Annotated in this window: 18 protein-coding genes; 8 read left to right on the top strand and 10 right to left on the bottom strand. The window is 37.7% G+C overall.

The genetic code is table 11. The features are described from left to right. Position 1: 1 nt before the first annotated feature. Entirely contained in the window at positions 2–505 is a 504-nt protein-coding gene (locus tag PEDSA_RS05515) for a hypothetical protein (RefSeq protein WP_013632171.1), read from the top strand. Between the two features lie 442 nt (positions 506–947). Here the strand turns inward: PEDSA_RS05515 and PEDSA_RS05520 are convergent, their stop codons facing one another. Both PEDSA_RS05520 and pncB read right to left on the bottom strand, forming a co-directional pair. Then, complete coding sequence (locus tag PEDSA_RS05520) at positions 948–1,517, bottom strand: RNA polymerase sigma factor (protein ID WP_013632172.1); 570 nt, start codon at positions 1,515–1,517, stop codon at positions 948–950. A 104-nt stretch (positions 1,518–1,621) separates the two neighbouring features. Next, positions 1,622–2,803: a nicotinate phosphoribosyltransferase gene (gene pncB, locus PEDSA_RS05525; protein WP_013632173.1), complete on the bottom strand. Its 1,182-nt coding sequence runs from the start codon at positions 2,801–2,803 to the stop codon at positions 1,622–1,624. A gap of 101 nt (positions 2,804–2,904) precedes the next feature. Between pncB and PEDSA_RS05530 the strand changes: the two genes are divergently transcribed. Together PEDSA_RS05530 and PEDSA_RS05535 are read left to right on the top strand one after the other, a co-directional pair. Then, positions 2,905–3,261 (top strand): VOC family protein, encoded by a 357-nt coding sequence (locus PEDSA_RS05530; protein ID WP_013632174.1) that lies wholly within the window; start codon positions 2,905–2,907, stop codon positions 3,259–3,261. Between the two features lie 47 nt (positions 3,262–3,308). Next, positions 3,309–3,794, top strand: a complete 486-nt coding sequence (locus PEDSA_RS05535; RefSeq protein ID WP_013632175.1) for a putative periplasmic lipoprotein — start codon at positions 3,309–3,311, stop codon at positions 3,792–3,794. A gap of 1 nt (position 3,795) precedes the next feature. Here the strand turns inward: PEDSA_RS05535 and PEDSA_RS05540 are convergent, their stop codons facing one another. Then, complete coding sequence (locus tag PEDSA_RS05540; protein ID WP_041537298.1) at positions 3,796–5,097, bottom strand: cryptochrome/photolyase family protein; 1,302 nt, start codon at positions 5,095–5,097, stop codon at positions 3,796–3,798. A gap of 487 nt (positions 5,098–5,584) precedes the next feature. Here PEDSA_RS05540 and PEDSA_RS05545 point away from each other — a divergent pair, with 487 nt between their 5' ends. Next, entirely contained in the window at positions 5,585–6,532 is a 948-nt protein-coding gene (locus tag PEDSA_RS05545) for an IS110 family RNA-guided transposase (RefSeq protein ID WP_013632177.1), read from the top strand. A 267-nt stretch (positions 6,533–6,799) separates the two neighbouring features. Here PEDSA_RS05545 and PEDSA_RS05550 read toward each other — a convergent pair whose 3' ends face one another. The 4 genes from PEDSA_RS05550 to PEDSA_RS05565 are packed head-to-tail and all read right to left on the bottom strand — an operon-like array spanning position 6,800 to position 10,036. After that, positions 6,800–7,300, bottom strand: a complete 501-nt coding sequence (locus PEDSA_RS05550) for a YdeI/OmpD-associated family protein (RefSeq protein WP_013632178.1) — start codon at positions 7,298–7,300, stop codon at positions 6,800–6,802. A 51-nt stretch (positions 7,301–7,351) separates the two neighbouring features. Continuing rightward, a complete protein-coding gene (locus PEDSA_RS05555) occupies positions 7,352–7,939 on the bottom strand; it encodes a LutC/YkgG family protein (protein ID WP_013632179.1) in 588 nt (195 codons plus the stop codon). After that, complete coding sequence (locus tag PEDSA_RS05560) at positions 7,939–9,309, bottom strand: lactate utilization protein B (RefSeq protein ID WP_013632180.1); 1,371 nt, start codon at positions 9,307–9,309, stop codon at positions 7,939–7,941. The genes PEDSA_RS05555 and PEDSA_RS05560 overlap by 1 nt, the downstream gene beginning before the upstream one ends. Continuing rightward, positions 9,302–10,036 carry a (Fe-S)-binding protein gene (locus PEDSA_RS05565; protein WP_013632181.1) on the bottom strand — a complete coding sequence of 245 codons (735 nt, stop codon included), beginning with the start codon at positions 10,034–10,036 and terminating at the stop codon, positions 9,302–9,304. The genes PEDSA_RS05560 and PEDSA_RS05565 overlap by 8 nt, the downstream gene beginning before the upstream one ends. Before the next feature lie 156 nt (positions 10,037–10,192). Here PEDSA_RS05565 and PEDSA_RS05570 point away from each other — a divergent pair, with 156 nt between their 5' ends. Then, a complete protein-coding gene (locus tag PEDSA_RS05570) occupies positions 10,193–11,065 on the top strand; it encodes an AraC family transcriptional regulator (protein WP_013632182.1) in 873 nt (290 codons plus the stop codon). A gap of 965 nt (positions 11,066–12,030) precedes the next feature. Here the strand turns inward: PEDSA_RS05570 and PEDSA_RS05575 are convergent. Continuing rightward, positions 12,031–12,336, bottom strand: coding sequence for a hypothetical protein (locus PEDSA_RS05575; protein WP_013632183.1), 306 nt, complete (start codon positions 12,334–12,336; stop codon positions 12,031–12,033). Positions 12,337–12,558: 222 nt separating this feature from the next. Between PEDSA_RS05575 and PEDSA_RS05580 the strand changes: the two genes are divergently transcribed. Next, positions 12,559–13,278, top strand: coding sequence for an FKBP-type peptidyl-prolyl cis-trans isomerase (locus PEDSA_RS05580; RefSeq protein ID WP_013632184.1), 720 nt, complete (start codon positions 12,559–12,561; stop codon positions 13,276–13,278). Between the two features lie 38 nt (positions 13,279–13,316). On the opposite strand, the gene PEDSA_RS05585 is transcribed toward PEDSA_RS05580, so the two are convergent. Beyond that, entirely contained in the window at positions 13,317–13,973 is a 657-nt protein-coding gene (locus PEDSA_RS05585) for a phosphatase PAP2 family protein (RefSeq protein ID WP_013632185.1), read from the bottom strand. Further along, complete coding sequence (locus tag PEDSA_RS05590) at positions 13,960–14,724, bottom strand: queuosine precursor transporter (protein WP_013632186.1); 765 nt, start codon at positions 14,722–14,724, stop codon at positions 13,960–13,962. The genes PEDSA_RS05585 and PEDSA_RS05590 overlap by 14 nt, the downstream gene beginning before the upstream one ends. Positions 14,725–14,966: 242 nt before the next feature. On the opposite strand from PEDSA_RS05590, the gene PEDSA_RS05595 reads away from it, so the two are divergent. Both PEDSA_RS05595 and PEDSA_RS05600 read left to right on the top strand, forming a co-directional pair. Further along, positions 14,967–16,058, top strand: a complete 1,092-nt coding sequence (locus PEDSA_RS05595; protein ID WP_245546837.1) for a methionine aminotransferase — start codon at positions 14,967–14,969, stop codon at positions 16,056–16,058. A gap of 9 nt (positions 16,059–16,067) precedes the next feature. Continuing rightward, positions 16,068–16,850, top strand: a complete 783-nt coding sequence (locus tag PEDSA_RS05600; RefSeq protein WP_013632188.1) for a nitrilase family protein — start codon at positions 16,068–16,070, stop codon at positions 16,848–16,850. The last annotated feature ends 84 nt before the right edge of the window (positions 16,851–16,934 follow it).

Genomic DNA, 16,934 nt, shown 5'->3' on the forward strand with positions numbered 1-16,934 from the left:
AATGAAAGCCTCTATTCTACTACTTTTTTCAGCAAGTATCTTTTCATTAGTGGCGCTTACTTCTTGTGACCTTTTTAAAAAATCGGGCATACAAAAACCAGCTGAAATTCTAGAGATATGGGCAGATGAACCAAGCGCTAGTACAAATAAAATTAAGGTAATCACCAATTTGAGTAATGATGCTTTAAAGCGAGCATATATTAGTCGTTTATTAAAGGCTAATTTTAGAATCGACACCAACAGAAGCCTTAATCCTTTAACCACAGTAATGAGAAGGCATGAAAATTATTACATCCAGTTGTTCATTGACTTTAAAGATAGTGTAGCTACAGTTTATGGTAGACAAGGAAATATTGGATTAAACAGACCCGATGGCGAACCGAGCGAATATCATATTAATTGGCACGATATTACTCACAACGGTAAGGGTTGGGAAATCATGAATGCTATAAGCAATTATCCAGATCGTCTTAATAAATCATACAACACCAAACTGAAAGAATAAACCAAAAGATAACTGATCAAGTTGTCCGGGATATTGCTAAAGGGCTATCTTGAACAATTAATCAACTATTATTAAATACCTTGATCCTGCCGTTCAAGAGATCTGAAAGATTTCTTAGAGTTACACCTCCCAACAAAACACAGATCTGAAGCAAATTCTCCTTAGGGAGTCCTTACAGGATGACTAATTGTAAAAAATAAAGTGGTAAAATTGAGATTGCCACAACCGCCGATCACAAGTCTAAACTTCTGGTTTCGCAATGACAAATTTGTGTATTAATAACCATTATGAAAACTCCAATAAATGTATTTATATCTTCTTAAGGTTCGCTAAACAGGTTGAGAAAAATTAATACATTATTAGAAGCTCTATTTTTAGGGAAGAAAATAAAGTACACGAAAAGTGAAATAAAAGTGCCTATCTGTATTTGAGCAGGTTTGATTTATTTAAAATGGAGCAGAATCAATAAAGAAAGTATCTGAGTGAGTCTGAGCCTAAGATGAGTACTCGCTGTGTTGAGCTGGTTCTGAACAGTTTTCCTGGAAACCTTCAAGAGATCTGCTATTTCAGCAGTAGTTAATCCGTCATGATAATGCAATAGAAAAATTTCTCTCCGTTTTTTAGGCAGGGCATCTATCCACAATTTCACCAAACCCAGAATCTCCTTTTCCAGCATCGAGTTTTCCGGAGAAACTGGCGAGACAAGGATATTTTCAAACGCGCTTAAAAATTCAGAAGTATCAGGACTTCTGGCACTGTGTTTAAAAACCTGAAATTTAACCGAAGTATGTAAATATGCTTCTATATTATTAATATCTACCACTTCTCGTCTGTCCCACAGAGAAATAAATACATTTTGAACGATGTCCTGACTTTGCTCAATATCCTTCAGTCTTTTATACGCAGCATTAAACAGCTCCTTCCAAAAGGCCTTATAAATCAGGGAAAACGCAGCTTCGTCTCCCGACTTTAATCTGGACAATATATCGCCATCAACGATGAAATCGGACATTCAGGTTTAAATTATACAGCTACCAATTTAAGAAATTCAAATTTACAATGAATTTCTCGAGAAGTATCAAATATATTTTCTTTATTCTGACTGTTATTATCCAGTTAATTAATACCCAAAATCTCTTTAGCCAGATTTATGGTCTCAGGATTACCTGTATATTTACCTTTTTCATCCGATAGTTTAACCACTTCAGTCCAACCGTCATTATCGGCATTCGTTTCCGTCATTTTTATCACAATATTCATTGGTTCTGGCCCGGCATCATTGGTTAAATTAGTTCCTATTCCAAAAGACATCTTAATCCTTCCCTTACAATAAGAAGCTATTCTTTCTACTTTTTCATAGTTTAAAGCATCAGAAAAAATAATAGTCTTCGAAAGCGGGTCAATTCCCATATTCCTGTAATGTTCAATTACTTTATCTGCAAAAACTAACGGGTCACCGCTATCATGGCGTACACCGTCAAAAAGCTTAGAGAACATTTTATCAAACTGTTTCAGAAACACATCAGTTGTATAGGTATCCGAAAGCGCTATCCCCAAATCTCCCCGATAAACGTTGACCCAGTTTTCTAAACTCATAGCATTAGACATCTTAAAGCCATAACGGGCTGCATGGAACATAAACCATTCATGCGCATGCGTACCAATAGGCTTTTCATTGTAAATCATAGCCATGTGTACATTGCTTGTACCAATAAAAGAACCTTTTCCATATTTCTGCATCGTATGCAGTACCAGTCTGTGTACCTCATAAGAATACCTTCTTCTGGCGCCAAACTCTGCTACCGTAACATCCAGTTTCTTAAACTTCTCTATTTTCTCCCTGCTTTTTTCTACAATCACCTCATTACTTTCCCGTATCGCACCCGTAGCTATATAAAATAACTCAGAAATAAGAGACATCAAAGGTACTTCCCACAATATAGTTCTGTACCACAAACCTTCCACTTTAACTGTCAAGTCGCCCCCATCCTGTGAAATATGCACTTCTTCTGGGTTGAAACGATATCCGTCCAGGAAATCCAGATAAAGCGGATCCAGATAGGGACAGGTCACTTTCAAAAACTTCTTCTCTTCTCTAGTTAGCTGCAATAAAGCCATCTGGTCAACAGATTTTCTCAGTAGAGCGGCAAATCCTTCTGGAAATACATGCTTTCCTCTATTTATAAACTGATATCTTGCTTTGGCATATGGAAACAGGCGAATAACGCCTTGCTGCATGGTAAATTTGTAAAAATCGTTGTCTAAAATTGAAATCAGAGAAATAGGATGAAGATTCATATCGTAAACTTATATCACTGTAACCATTTTTTTCAATTATAGTTTGCTGTTGTTAACGTCAGTATATTAAGATTTATATATTTGGATACGAGATTATAATTATGCTAAAATTAAAAAAGACAGACCATATTACCGTAAATTATCCTGAAGGCGAAGCTGAAACCGCTATAAATTTCTACAAAAACATATTGGGATTAAAGGAAATACCCAGTTTGGTAGATAAAGCTACCTGGTTTTTAATGGGCGATATTGAATTGCATTTAACAGCAGGAGATATTGACAATAAACTATCATCCAGACATACAGCCTTTGAGATAGAAAGCTTAGATGAAGCAAAAAAGCTGCTGGCCGATAATAACATCGAGATAAAATATTCTTCGAAAATAACCGGCAGAGAACGTTTGTTCTTCAGGGATCCATTTGGAAATAGATTCGAATTGGTTGAATACGAAGTTTAAAACTTTCCCAAGCTTATCTTGTTAACCCAATAATGCTATAACAGATAATGAAAAAACTATTTACAGTATTCGGCTTGTTGGTCCTGCTAAGTGCCTGTTCACAAAATAAGAAAGCCAATAAGGCCGATAATCAAAGCGACACTGTTGTAAATTCAATGAGTGAAAAACATCACAACATGCAATTAGAACATTGTTATTTAGCCACTATAGGTAGGGATTCAGCTTATTTGGATATCACCCAAAATATAGGCAATATATCCGGCAAGCTAACTTATAAACCATTTGAAAAAGATAAAAGGGATGGGACTTTTACCGGAACTTTTTCGAATGACACCTTAAAGATTGATTATACTTTCAACGCCGAAGGTAGCCAATCAGCTCAGGAAATATATTTCAAATTATCGGATGGTAAACTGATAGAAGGTATTGGCGAATATCAGGAAAAGAACGGCAAGTTTGTTTACAAAAACCCAAAAGCGATAGACTTCTCTGGTAAAAGCTTTGTCTTTACCCCATCCGAATTTGTTAAATAACTTATCCAGCCAAAGCCTTTTTGTAAACGTTCAAAGCCCTTTCTCGGGCAAATTTATGTTCAACAATTGGTTTTGGATAATCTAAACTATCCAATTCAGGAATCCATTTTCTGATATATGCTCTGTTTGGGTCGAATTTCTTTGTTTGCTCTTCGGGATTAAAAATTCTAAAATAAGGAACCGCATCACATCCCGAACTTGCGGCCCACTGCCAGCCCCCGTTGTTTGCACTTAGGTCGTAATCATCTAACTTTTCTGCAAAGTAGGCTTCTCCCCAGCGCCAGTCTATCAGTAAATGTTTGGTCAAGAAGCTCGCCACAATCATCCTCACTCGATTATGCATAAAGCCGGTTGTATTTAATTCTCTCATTCCGGCATCTACAATCGGATAGCCGGTTTTACCCTCGCACCATGCTTTAAAGTCCTTCTCATTATTTAACCAGGGAATTTTATCATAATCCGCTTTAAACGAATGCCGAACAATTTTAGGATAATGATAAAGAATCATCATGTAGAAATCACGCCAGATTAATTCGTTCAAATAAGTTTCATTATAATCTAATGCATAGCGGGCCAGCTTTCTAATACTAATGGTCCCAAAACGCAAATGCATACTTGCTCTGCTTGTTCCTTTTAATGCCGGGAAATCCCTGGTTTTATCATAATGACGAACAATTTCCCTGGAAAGAACGAACTTATTATAAACAATGTCTGTTTTGCTAAAACCTAAAGATTCTAAATCAGGAAACTTAAAATCGTCTCCTTGATAAAAGTGATGATAATATTTTTTACACGGATAAGATTTCAGGTAGAAATCGTTTAGCTTGCTTTTCCATTTCCTGCTGTACGGTGTAAAAATACTATAGGGCGAACCATCATCTTTAACAATTTCCGACTGTTCGAAAATACACTGATCTTTAAACGTTTTAAACGCGATGCCTTTACTTTCTACCAGCTTCTTTACAGATTCATCTCTTGCTATAGCTGTAGGTTCGTAATCCCGATTGGTATAAATGGCTTTTATGGTAAATCTGTCTATTAATTCACTAAAAACATCTATCGGATCACCATACTCTACTAATAGCGAGCTATTAATAGCATCTAATTCCTTCTTCATATCCGATAAAACCTGATGTATAAAATCTACCCTTCTATCAAATTTGTTTGGTAAAAGGTTCAGAATCGTAGTATCGAAAATAAAAAGAGGCAGTACATTTGTCTCATTTTTGAGCGCGTGGTATAAAGCTGCCTGATCATCCAACCGTAGATCCCTTCTTAACCAAACTAAGCTGATTTGTTTCATAGTGATAGTATTGAGAAAAGAAACCATTCCAATCCCATAAAGCAAAGCTAATATTTACTTCGCGATTTATAATAATTTCTCGCACTTTGGAGGGAAAAGATACTATCCTCCCTCCTCCACGCGTCATTTCGAGCGAACGTAGAGAGCCGAGAAATCCCTGACATAGCAGCATTTATAAGGCAAAAAGCTTAAAGCTTAAGGCCGAAAGCAATTACATAGGCTAGCCCCTTCCACGTCATCGTAAGTTTGTAGGAAGAAGTTTGGAAAAGATTAAACGGAATATAATTTTGTTCAGTTAATAAGATCCAGCAGAGAGAAGGAATAAGACTTTAATTTGTCATTAGTCATTATAGACTCTTCGAGATGTTAGTCCCCTTCTCTCATTCTTATTATAACTTGGACAGTTCATTAGGCCTCAGGAGCCTGTTTTTACGATTGATAAGTCACGATAAGAAAGCTGTGATCCTCATTTTACGATTTTACAAATATGATAACAGGGATCGATTGTTCAAAGGATTATTTTGACATTGCAGTTTTAAAAGAAGGCAAATCAGCTTTCAAAGGCAGATTTACAAACAACTTAAAAGGTTTTAAGGATATGCTGCCGCATATTCTGGATACCCATGTGGCGATGGAAGCCACAGGCCCATATTATTTCCAATTGGCAAGATTTTTATATGATTCAGGAATAAGAGTTTCGGTAGTCAACCCATTGGTTATACGCAGGTTTGCACAGATGCGAATGTCCAGGGCAAAAACAGATAAGAAAGATGCAATGGTCATAGCAGAGTTTGCACAGATGACCAGCCCCAGGTTATGGGAGCCGCCCACGGCGGCAATACAAAGCATCCGTAACCTTGAGACCTATCTTGAAGGACTAAAACAACGAAGGCATATGTTGTCCAGCCAGTTGCATGCATTTGAGGCAGCAGGTACAATAGATAAGTTATTATACAATGAGATCAAGGAGGAAGTGGAAAGCCATGATAAAAGGATTAAGGAGAAAGAGCGCCAGATAGATGGATTGATAAAGCAGCATTATGAAGAAATGGCTGGTAATATCAGAAGTATACCAGGTATAGGGCCAAGAAGTGTCTCTATGCTGATTATTGCTACAGATGGTTTTAGTATGTTTGAAAACTATAAGCAGGTCATATCTTACTTTGGACTAGCCCCAAGGATATATGAATCAGGTACAAGTGTGAAAGGCAAAGGGCATATCTGCAAAATAGGAATGGGACAGGTTAGAAAAGTATTATACATGGCTGCTACTTCTGCAATACGTTGCAACAAGGCCTGTAAAGATCTCTACGAAAGGTTGAGGGATAAAGGAAAACCTTACCGGGTAGCACTGATAGCAGCAGTAAATAAACTTATTAAGCAAGTATTTGCCATAGCTAAATCAGGAGAACCTTATAAAGCACAATTTGGCTAATGCTAAATTAAACAGAATATTATTTTAGTGAATTTTAACTTTTTATTTGGATTTAAACACAGTTCATCTTGAGCGATCCCGAACGCTTTCGGGAGAGTCGAAAGATCTCTAACATAGTTGCACAAACTGCTTCAACTTCCATAGCCAACAGATGTTTCCATTACGTTCCACTACAGCACACATACATTCTACTTACATAGCCAACAGATGTCTCCATTCCGTTTCACTCAGTCGACGTGACTTCTTTAAAATGGCTAATACAATGATTTAGGGTTTATCTCTGCCTACAAATCTTCCTTTTCCCAGCAGAAAGTCTATCGCTTTATCTATGTTCTTATTAATGGTCTCCTCGGTTTTAAGGAATGAAATGTACCTGACGATTTCTTTTCTAAGCGAAGGCGAGATTCTGTCGAATTTCTCCCGGGCCGCTTTATTTTTATCAAGTGCAGCCAATAATTTGGGATGCGGGTGGATGGTTCTGTCTGAAGCATCGAAGCCGATAGTCACCTGAATTAACTCCCCTATTCGTTTTGGCGAATCTTTCAGCATTTTGGTGTTGATATACAGGCGCCATTGGCCGGCATACTTTACCAGGGTTTGCTGATAAGCCAGATTGTTGACTGTCCCCTTGACAGGGATGGTTCCCTTATCTTTTTGAGCAAGTTTAAAAATCTCGTTCAGGATCTGCCCGGGCACATTAACGTAAGGGTTAATTCCTATGATTGCTATTTCGGCTTCGAATGCGAATGTCTGTTCTTTCAGATGCATTATTGAAGTTACTGAATTGTTATTCTTCCCTGAATTTACAAAACTTCCTTCTTATTCTCTGATTAAATAAACGGTTAAACTTCTTGCTCCGTGGGCACCAATAACCAAGCTCTGTTCAATATCTGCAGTTTTAGATGGTCCGGCTATAAAAGCGCCATAGCCTAAATCATCAAAAGTAACTTTTTCGTATGCATGATGCATGGTAGGAACAATGTCTTTGGCATTTAATACCAAAACCAGATGTTGTGTTATAAAAGGCAATATTCGGTGAGGAAGTGCGTTTTCGGCTATCCAAATAGCCCCATTTTCTGCCACTCCCACATTTCCTTTGATATAAACACGCTCCAGCTGCTCTAATTCCCTTGAAGTTTTATGGTACAAATCAGACTTTTCATCTTCAGATAAATTAAAGGTATTGATCACGAAAGAGCCGTTATTTTCAGATGCTATCGCTTGCTGAACTTCGTCCATACTGGCAAATATTTTAAATTGTCCCCCAATCTTCAACAATGTTTCGCAATATTGCTCTATCGGGTTTTCAAAAGCCATCAGCATACCAAAATCAATATCTGGCAATTCTACTTTTTCTGGCTTATTTGCTTTGATAGTTGATAAAATTAAATCTCTTGAATTAGCCATTATTTATTGTTTTTGTTATACCAATCTCTAAAACTTTCTTTCGGTGCCTCCGGCATTTCCCTCTGCTTATACCATGCATTTAGCTTATTATTTACCATAAAAGGCAAATTTCTCATGACAGAAAGCCCAACTTTTGCCACGGTTCTGTAAACTGCTGGTTTAGAAAATAACCAGGCAGCACCTTTCATAGCTATAGATTTACTTTCTGCTACATATCCTTCTTTAACAATCTCCTGACGCCATTTCCATAGCTGATCGTGAATGTCTATCTTAACGGGACAAACATTGCTGCAGGAACCACATAGCGTGGACGCAAAAGGCAAATCGGCATTGGCTTTCATATCCAGATTCGGGTTGAGGATAGAACCAATTGGACCCGCCACCGCTGTATGATAGCTATGCCCGCCACTTCTTCTGTAAACCGGACAGGTATTGAAACATGCCGCACATCGGATACATTTTAAAGAGTTACGGAAATCTTTACGGCCTAGCTGCCTGCTTCTGCCATTGTCGACAATAACGATATGCATCTCCTGTCCCTCCCGAGGTTTTAGAAAATGGCTGGAATAAGTAGTGATAGGTTGCCCGGTAGCACTTCTGGTTAGCAATCTTAAAAACACACCTAAATGCTTTGCTTTGGGAATGATTTTTTCGAAACCCATACAGGCAATATGAACCTTAGCGGTGTGCGCTCCCATATCTGCATTACCTTCGTTTGTACAAACCACAAAGCCACCAGTTTCTGCTACAGCAAAATTCACCCCGGTAATAGCCAGGTCAGACTCTATAAAATGATTTCTAAGATGCTGTCTCGCTGCTTCGGTTAGATATTGCGGATCATTATTTCCCTTTTCCGTACCGAGATGTTCATGAAAAGTTTCGCTGACATCCTGTTTTTTTAAGTGAATAGCCGGAAGAACGATATGGCTTGGAGGTTCATGTCGGAATTGTACAATCCTTTCTCCTAAATCGGTATCTACCACATCAATGCCATATTTCGCCAAATAATGATTTAAATGGCATTCTTCGGTAAGCATACTCTTACTTTTTACCACATTTTTGATATTGTGCTTTTTGATAATATCGTGGATAATCTGGTTATGCTCTTCGCCATCCTTTGCCCAATGTATATGAACACCGTTTTTTCTGGCATTTTCTTCAAACTGCAGGAGGTATTCGTCCATATTGGACAGGGTGTGATTTTTGATTTGAGAACCCCAGGCTCGCAACGTTTCCCATTCGGGAACACCATGAGTCGCGATATCTCTTTTATGTCTGACAAACCAAAGGGTCTCGTCATGCCAGTTGGTTCTTTCCTCGTCTTTGATGAACTCGGCCGCAGCCGACGCGTGATCTAAAACCTTACTCATGATTTAATATTTCTGCGATGTGGATTGTTTTAACCTTGCTTCCCTTTCTCTTCAGGATACCTTCCAGATGCATTAAGCAACTAACATCTGCTCCTGTGATATAGTCAACGTCATTATCTTCATGTTCGGCGACCCTGTCTTTACCCATTTTTACACTTACGGCTTCTTCGAAAACGCAAAATGTACCTCCAAATCCGCAACATTCGTCGTTACGTTTTGGTCTGGACAGGCTTAAGCCCTCGACCTGATTTAGTAAATCTTCAACCTTGGAAAAAGTTGGTAAGTTTCTTTCAGACATGGAAGAAAGTCCCAATCCCCTTTGTCCGTGGCAGCTATTATGTAAACCTACTTTATAAGGAAATTTCGAGTTTAAGTTGCCCACCTTTAGTATATCGGTAAGAAACTCGGTAAGCTCGTAAATATGTTTTCTGATATGAATGGCTTTTTCCGGATTATTCTGATCTTGCAGATGATCCTTTATATGTAAAACACAGCTTCCGGATGGCCCAACGATATAATCGTATTCGCTGAAGTTGTTCACAAAATTCTGATCGCAACCGCTGTTTAAATGTGAAAAACCGCTGTTTGCCATTGGCTGGCCACAACAGGTTTGGTTTTGAGGATAATCTACATCGCAGCCCAATTTCTTAAGCAACTGGTAAGTCGCTATCCCTACTTTGGGATATAGCTGATCGATATAACATGGGATAAACAACCCAACTTTCATATTCTATATCTTTTAAAATTAATATTCTGATAACAGAATGATAAAATTAGCAAATCACAGGCCTTTGTTTTTACCTATATTTAGCAAATTCTTATGGTATTTTAACATTCATAATTAAAAATTAGTCTAAATAACGTATTTTTGACATCAATAAATATGAGGCCCCATTTATTAAAAATACCATTAAATCCCGAACATTCCTTTAATGTACGCTATGATATTGTTTCGCATTTCTATAAAATGTGGCATTTTCATCACGAGATTGAATTGGTTTATATCATTAAAGGGTCTGGACTGCAATTTACCGGCGACCATATCCACCCCTTTAAGCCCGGCGATTTAATTATGTTCGGCTCACAGCTTCCGCACCTTTGGCGCAGCGACGAAATCTACTTACAGCCCAATGCCTCGGAAAAGCTGGAGGCCATTGTCTTGCATTTCTCTCCGGATTGCTTTGGCAGGGATTTTTTCAGCCTGGCGGAGAATAAACAAATTGCCAAACTACTCGATACTGCAAAAAAAGGTATCCGGGTAAACGGAAAATCAAAAGAAAGTATTGCTGCTATAATGCATCAGTTGCTGGGGAGCGAAGGATCAAGAAGAATTATTTTATTACTGCAAATACTTGAAGTACTTTCGATTTCCGCTGAACTGGAAATTGTAAACCAGCAAAGTAATATCGAGTTTAACTCGGCTACGGAAATAGACCGGCTAAACAATGTATATCAGTTTTTATTGGATAATTATACCAGAGAGATTGAATTGAAGGAAATTGCGGAAATAGCCAATATTACACCTCATGCCTTTTGCAGATATTTTAAATCGAGAACGCGTAAAACTTTTTCAGGATTTTTGATTGAGTTAAGGATTAACCATGCTGCTAAATTATTGATTGAGAGCAATAAAAGTGTGTCTGAAATCTGTTATGAAAGCGGTTTCAATAACTTCTCGCACTTTAACAAGAGCTTCAAGAGTATTATAGGGCGTACGCCACTACAACACAGAAAATCGATGCTTAATTTAACGTAGATAAGGTTCCCGACTTGTCGGGATCGAAGCCTTTGCGAATAACCTTTCGAGAGCTACCATTGATATTTTGTTATAAGGAAGGATAACCGGTCCTGAACTTGATTCAGAAATGAAGCTATATTTCATTTCGTTGATAAGAGATTGCTTCGCAGGCTCGTTCCGAAAGGAACTCCTTTGGAGCAATGACGCTCTCTACTTTTTTCATTGAGAGGAGGAACGACTTGGCAATCTATTTCTATTTGCCTTTTTACTTTATAGAAGGATAGATTGCTTCCCGGCTCGCAATGACTACGTTTTTTGTAATTGCAAGACAAAAGGTAGCCCGTTTCCGGGCTCGCTTCGGGCGATATCATTATGAAAAGTGCGTCACCTTGCGTGAACCGAAAGGTCTCACAAGCAAATAAGATCCTTATACAGGTATTCTGTCTGTAGTCTTGTGTGAAGGAAAAGAGCTAAAGGGGGGACTATGGATTATTAAATAACGAAGAGTCTCCGACTCGTTATCGGTTCAAAATCACTGTGCCTGATATGATTTAAGAACTCGAATAAGATAAGGGGTTGCTCAAAAAGGCTGGATAGCTCCTTTCTTTTACAATTTTATAAGTTCCTCGAACAATAACAAATCCCACTGTCCGAGCAGTGGTCTCTCATAGAGGACCCTGCGATAACATTGACTAAAAATATACACATACTAAAAAGGGATACTGTTTCAATGCTCCGGCGCAAGAGATTGCTTCGCAGGCTCGCAATGACCCCGTTTTTTTGTCATTGCAAGACACGAGGTAGCCCGTTTCCGGGCTCATTTCTGGCGATATCATTATAAAAAGCGCGTCACCTTGAGTGAAACGAAAGGTCTCACAAACAAGTCTGCTCTTTACAGCTAAAACTTACTTATTCAGACCAACCCTTGACAGGCCGTTCTCCAAAATGATAATGACTTTAACTTTAAGACAGCCCTCTTTTATTTATAAAATGATAATTAATAAAATGATGATTAATATAGCTGTTGCAGAAATGTAAATACCTCCGCCACCTAATTTATTGGCTTCATTTTTTATCTGTTTAAGTTCTGATTTCAATGCTTTTCTTTCGGAAAAAGACAAGTCGGATTTATCCATTTTTCTGATTTCCTCTACCCTGTTACTGATTTCTACGATTCTTTTTTGATCCTTCTCAGAAATTTCAACTTTCTCCTTTTTATCGAAAGCCATTGTGTTGGCAGACGTCAACATCGCGACAGCCACAAATAACGGTACAAATAATTTTTTCATGTGTTTCCAGATTTATGTAGTACTTTAACACTCGAGCTAAAGAAAGGTTTTTCTACTCTTTCATATTTCTACGGTTAAAGAAAATTGATACACCTGTTTAAAAACTGTAAGCATTATCTTCAAATTAAATCTAACCGATCTTATATATCCAGTTTTAATGATTTTATTTTAAAGTTTCGGCTTTCAACTTATTTCCTATCTTTAGCAAATTTTTAGAAGTTGATGAATAAGAAATATACATTAATGGCATGTTTGCTACTGGGTAGTTTGGTAGCAAATGCACAATTGGGAAAAAAGAAGAAAATTAATAAAAAACAGGCTGCTGCCGAACTGGTACAACCAGGTTTAAACAGAATAGATTCTGCCAGTTATTCTTTTGGTTTGAAAATAGCACAGGGCTTAAAGTCTGATGGTGTGGATTCGTTAAACTATCAGCTTTTCTCTAAGGCTTTACAGGATGTATTTGGCGATGCGACTACCTTATTGAACGATGAGGATGCTTATAAAGCCATCAACGTATTTCTTACAGAAAAGCGTGAAGCAAACATGAAAAAGCTTACTGAAGAAGGTAAAAAATTCTTAGAAGAAAATAAAGCTAAACCTAATGTTAAGACTACAGAAAGTGGTTTACAATATGAAGTGATTACTTTAGGTAACGGTGTAAAACCTAAAGCTACAGACAACGTTACGGTACATTATAAGGGAACTTTGCTAAACGGAAAGCAGTTTGACAGCTCTTACGACCGTGGTGAGCCGGTTACTTTTCCTTTAAATCAGGTTATCCCTGGTTGGACGGAAGGTGTACAGCTAATGCCTGCAGGATCAAAATACAGATTCTACATTCCATATAACCTGGCTTATGGAGAAAGAGGAGCCGGACAGGATATCCCTCCTTATAGTACCCTTATTTTTGATGTGGAATTACTGAAAGTTGGAGAATAAGGAGTAAGAAATAAAATTTAAAAGCCCTGTAGATTATTCTACGGGGCTTTTTTAGTGTAGAACATATTATCGAGCACCATATTGGCTATATAAAACCAAATATAGCCGAAACACAAACCTGCCAGAACGTCGGTAAAGAAGTGCACTCCTATATAAATTCTACTAAACCCGATTAGTGTGGGTATAAAGATGAATAGAACTAAAAAGAAATTTCGGGTTGCCCGATCTTTTATAAACCGATTGGATAAATATATCAGTAAAAAGAAGAGCACAAAACTGTTCATGGTATGCCCGCTGGGGAAACTATAACCATCGGCCTCCAGCATAAAATCTGATAAAGGTCTGTCTCGTCTGAACACTATCTTTAAAATATGCATTAAACTTACTGTCGACAAAGCAATCAGGGTCATTTTAATTGCCAGCGTTTTATCTTTTACATAAAATAACACTGCAGAAATGACAATAAGATAAAGGATGATCATTGTTTCCTGGTTTCCGACCCGGGTAAATAAAAACATGATTTTACTTAAGGTGTCTCCCCTATGTACAATGGCAAGGTTTGCAAAATAAATGTCCAACCGGTCGTCCTTATCTATAAAAACAAGTTTCAACAAGATGAATATGATGATTACAGCCAGTACCAAACCGGCCTTAGCAAACGAGTCGACTTTTAGTACATTCTTATCTTGCCGCATTTTCCAACATTTTTTTTGATAAATCGCTCCCAAGGTAATTATCTATCACCTTATGCGATATATAAAGTATTGGGGTCATAAGCAAGGCAATCAGGAATTTATAGGTGTATCCCACCAATCCGATGGCAGCTACCATTTTCCAGCTCCAATTATAGTCAGGATTTAGATAAAAAGCGATATAAATAACCACAAAACTATCTACAAGCTGTGAGATTACGGTTGATCCCGTTGCTCTGAGCCAAAGCTTTTTCTCCCCGGTTACCATCTTTATTCTGTGAAATATGCTGACATCGGCGACCTGACCGATTAAAAATGCGGTAACTGAACCTGCTATAATCCACATGCCCTGTCCGAAAATAGCTTCGAAAGCGTGATTCATGTTTACCCGTTGTCCGCCGATCTCTCTGAAAACCCAAAAATCGGAAGAGGTTAAGGACATGGCAAAGCCTACTGTTATAAACGCAAACACTACAAGTATTGCCGTTAGGTATGAAAGAAAGCGGACTCCTCTCCGTCCGTAATATTCGTTGATGATATCTGTCATGATGAATACAAATGGCCAGTTTAAAACACCTGCAGACATATTATAGGATAAGCCTTTTACACCAAATAAATTGACATTCAGTTTTGAAAAACCCAATGACTCTTCTACCGAAAAAATCTTAACACCAATAAATTCGGCCAGAATAGCATTTGCTACAAAGAAACAGGAAATTACTAAAAAAAGTTTTTGTTGTTTACTGAGCTCCATGTGGTAAGGTTGTAAGTTTTAAATGTTAAAAGTAGAAAGTTAAAAGTAGAAAGTTGAAGGTTAAATATTGAAGATTGTAAATTTTGGCTTAAAAGTAAAGAATCATCCTAATTTCTAAATCAAATCTAAGATAGAATTGTACGCTATTAAAAATATTAATTACTTTGTTTTTTATTAGACAGAGAACAGTGATTAACATTATTTCAAAACTACCGAACACTAAAACAACCATTTTTACAGAAATGAGTGCTCTTGCAAGGGAGTATAACGCTATTAATCTTTCTCAGGGTTTTCCTGATTTTGATTGCGACCCTGAATTGGTGAAGTTAATTAGTAAAAAAATGGAAGCGGGACATAATCAGTATGCTCCTATGGCTGGTGTGCCCGAATTGAACAGGATTATATCAAATAAGATAGCCTCCGCGCATCAGTCTGTTTACGATCCGGAAACTGAAATAACCATTACTGCTGGTGGTACACAAGCCATTTTTACGGCTATTGCATCCATTATCAGACAAAATGATGAAGTGATCATCTTCGAGCCTGCATACGATTCTTACGCTCCTACGGTAAAAGCCTTTGGTGGTCTGGTAAAGCCGTATGAAATGGCTCCGCCACATTTTGAGATAAACTGGGATGTGGTAAAAAAGTTGATTTCTGTGAATACAAAAATGATTATCATCAATTCTCCGCATAACCCAACGGGCAGAATTTTAAATGATACGGATATTAAAGAATTAATTAATATCACGAAGAACACAGATATCCTGATATTAAGTGATGAAGTGTACGAACATTTGATATACGACGAGAATGAGCATAAAAGCTTATGTAAATACCCCGAACTGAAGGAAAGAACTTTTATTACTGCAAGCTTCGGAAAGCTTTTTCATGCTACAGGCTGGAAAGTTGGCTATTGTTGTGCTCCGGAACTTTTAATGAAAGAGTTCAGAAAAATCCATCAGTTCCAGGTTTTCTCTGTAAACGCGCCTATGCAATACGCTTTCGCTGAATATTTAAGTAAAAATGATATCTTTTCTGAATTGCCGAAATTTTTTCAGGAGAAGCGTGATTACTTCAGAAAATTAATGTCGGAAACAAAATTCACATTGCTGCCCTGTGATGGCTCTTATTTCCAAAATGTGACGTATGAAAACATCACTAACTTGAAGGATATTGACTTCGCAATTAAGCTGGTTAAGGAAAATCAGGTGGCCTCGATCCCTAATTCGGCCTTCTATAGTAAGACGACAGATTACAGAAGTTTACGTTTTTGCTTTGCCAAAAAACAAGAAACTTTGGAAAAAGCCGTTGAAAGATTAATAAAACTTTAAAGTATTACTATGAATCCACTGAAGATCTCGACATTTCAGGCTTATCTCTTTTGGGAAAACATAGAAAAGAATCTCCAAAACCTGGAACTTAAACTATCTGGTTTAAGAGAAAAAACCGATTTAATTGTTCTTCCGGAGATGTTTAATACCGGTTTTACCATGAATGCGGCAGAACTTGCTGAAGATATGAATGGCAAAACGGTTAACTGGATGAAAAGAATTGCAGCAAAACATAAAGCAGTGGTTACCGGAAGTCTTATTATAAAAGAGGACGGAAATTTTTACAACCGATTGGTTTGGATGAAACCTGACGGGAATTTCGAGATCTATAATAAGAGACATCTTTTTGGCTTTGCCCACGAGGATAAAACTTTCACCAGTGGTAACGAGCAAAAAACAGTTGAGTTAAATGGCTGGAAAATACGCCTGGCTATATGTTACGACCTGAGGTTTCCGGTTTTCTTACGGAATAAGAATCCGGAATATGACTTATTGCTTTTGGTTGCCAGCTGGCCAGACAGCCGCTCTTCGCATTGGCGCAGCCTGATTCAGGCCAGAGCCATTGAAAACCAATCTTTTGTTATTGGTGTCAACAGGGTTGGACATGACGGAAATCAGGTTTACCACAGCGGACATTCGATGTGTATTAATCCTTTGGGCGAAACGGTTTATTACAAGCCGGAAGATGAAGATCTTTATACTTTCAGCATTAATTATGAGGATTTGCTAAAGGCGAGAAAATACTTTCCGTTTTTGAAGGACGCAGACGATTTCGAACTTAAACTGAAATAAAAACTAATTTTTTTAGTATTTTTACTTCCGGATTTTTGAAAGGAAATTTTGGAAGCGCAAGAGAACAACTCTCTCAGGAAAATC

Origin of the sequence: Pseudopedobacter saltans DSM 12145, assembly GCF_000190735.1 — a bacterium.
In the GTDB taxonomy this organism is placed as follows: Bacteria; Bacteroidota; Bacteroidia; order Sphingobacteriales; family Sphingobacteriaceae; genus Pseudopedobacter; species Pseudopedobacter saltans.

Excerpts from the sequence above, each read along its gene's own strand:
- PEDSA_RS05585 (WP_013632185.1), bottom strand. The coding sequence starts at position 13,973 with ATGCGGCAAGATAAGAATGTACTAAAAGTCGACTCGTTTGCTAAGGCC.
- PEDSA_RS05515 (WP_013632171.1), top strand. The coding sequence starts at position 2 with ATGAAAGCCTCTATTCTACTACTTTTTTCAGCAAGTATCTTTTCATTA.
- PEDSA_RS05545 (WP_013632177.1), top strand. The coding sequence starts at position 5,585 with ATGATAACAGGGATCGATTGTTCAAAGGATTATTTTGACATTGCAGTT.
- PEDSA_RS05550 (WP_013632178.1), bottom strand. The coding sequence starts at position 7,300 with ATGCATCTGAAAGAACAGACATTCGCATTCGAAGCCGAAATAGCAATC.
- pncB (WP_013632173.1), bottom strand. The coding sequence starts at position 2,803 with ATGAATCTTCATCCTATTTCTCTGATTTCAATTTTAGACAACGATTTT.
- PEDSA_RS05575 (WP_013632183.1), bottom strand. The coding sequence starts at position 12,336 with ATGAAAAAATTATTTGTACCGTTATTTGTGGCTGTCGCGATGTTGACG.
- PEDSA_RS05590 (WP_013632186.1), bottom strand. The coding sequence starts at position 14,724 with ATGGAGCTCAGTAAACAACAAAAACTTTTTTTAGTAATTTCCTGTTTC.
- PEDSA_RS05530 (WP_013632174.1), top strand. The coding sequence starts at position 2,905 with ATGCTAAAATTAAAAAAGACAGACCATATTACCGTAAATTATCCTGAA.
- PEDSA_RS05580 (WP_013632184.1), top strand. The coding sequence starts at position 12,559 with ATGAATAAGAAATATACATTAATGGCATGTTTGCTACTGGGTAGTTTG.
- PEDSA_RS05520 (WP_013632172.1), bottom strand. The coding sequence starts at position 1,517 with ATGTCCGATTTCATCGTTGATGGCGATATATTGTCCAGATTAAAGTCG.
- PEDSA_RS05570 (WP_013632182.1), top strand. The coding sequence starts at position 10,193 with ATGAGGCCCCATTTATTAAAAATACCATTAAATCCCGAACATTCCTTT.
- PEDSA_RS05535 (WP_013632175.1), top strand. The coding sequence starts at position 3,309 with ATGAAAAAACTATTTACAGTATTCGGCTTGTTGGTCCTGCTAAGTGCC.
- PEDSA_RS05595 (WP_245546837.1), top strand. The coding sequence starts at position 14,967 with ATGAGTGCTCTTGCAAGGGAGTATAACGCTATTAATCTTTCTCAGGGT.
- PEDSA_RS05600 (WP_013632188.1), top strand. The coding sequence starts at position 16,068 with ATGAATCCACTGAAGATCTCGACATTTCAGGCTTATCTCTTTTGGGAA.
- PEDSA_RS05555 (WP_013632179.1), bottom strand. The coding sequence starts at position 7,939 with ATGGCTAATTCAAGAGATTTAATTTTATCAACTATCAAAGCAAATAAG.
- PEDSA_RS05560 (WP_013632180.1), bottom strand. The coding sequence starts at position 9,309 with ATGAGTAAGGTTTTAGATCACGCGTCGGCTGCGGCCGAGTTCATCAAA.
- PEDSA_RS05540 (WP_041537298.1), bottom strand. The coding sequence starts at position 5,097 with ATGAAACAAATCAGCTTAGTTTGGTTAAGAAGGGATCTACGGTTGGAT.
- PEDSA_RS05565 (WP_013632181.1), bottom strand. The coding sequence starts at position 10,036 with ATGAAAGTTGGGTTGTTTATCCCATGTTATATCGATCAGCTATATCCC.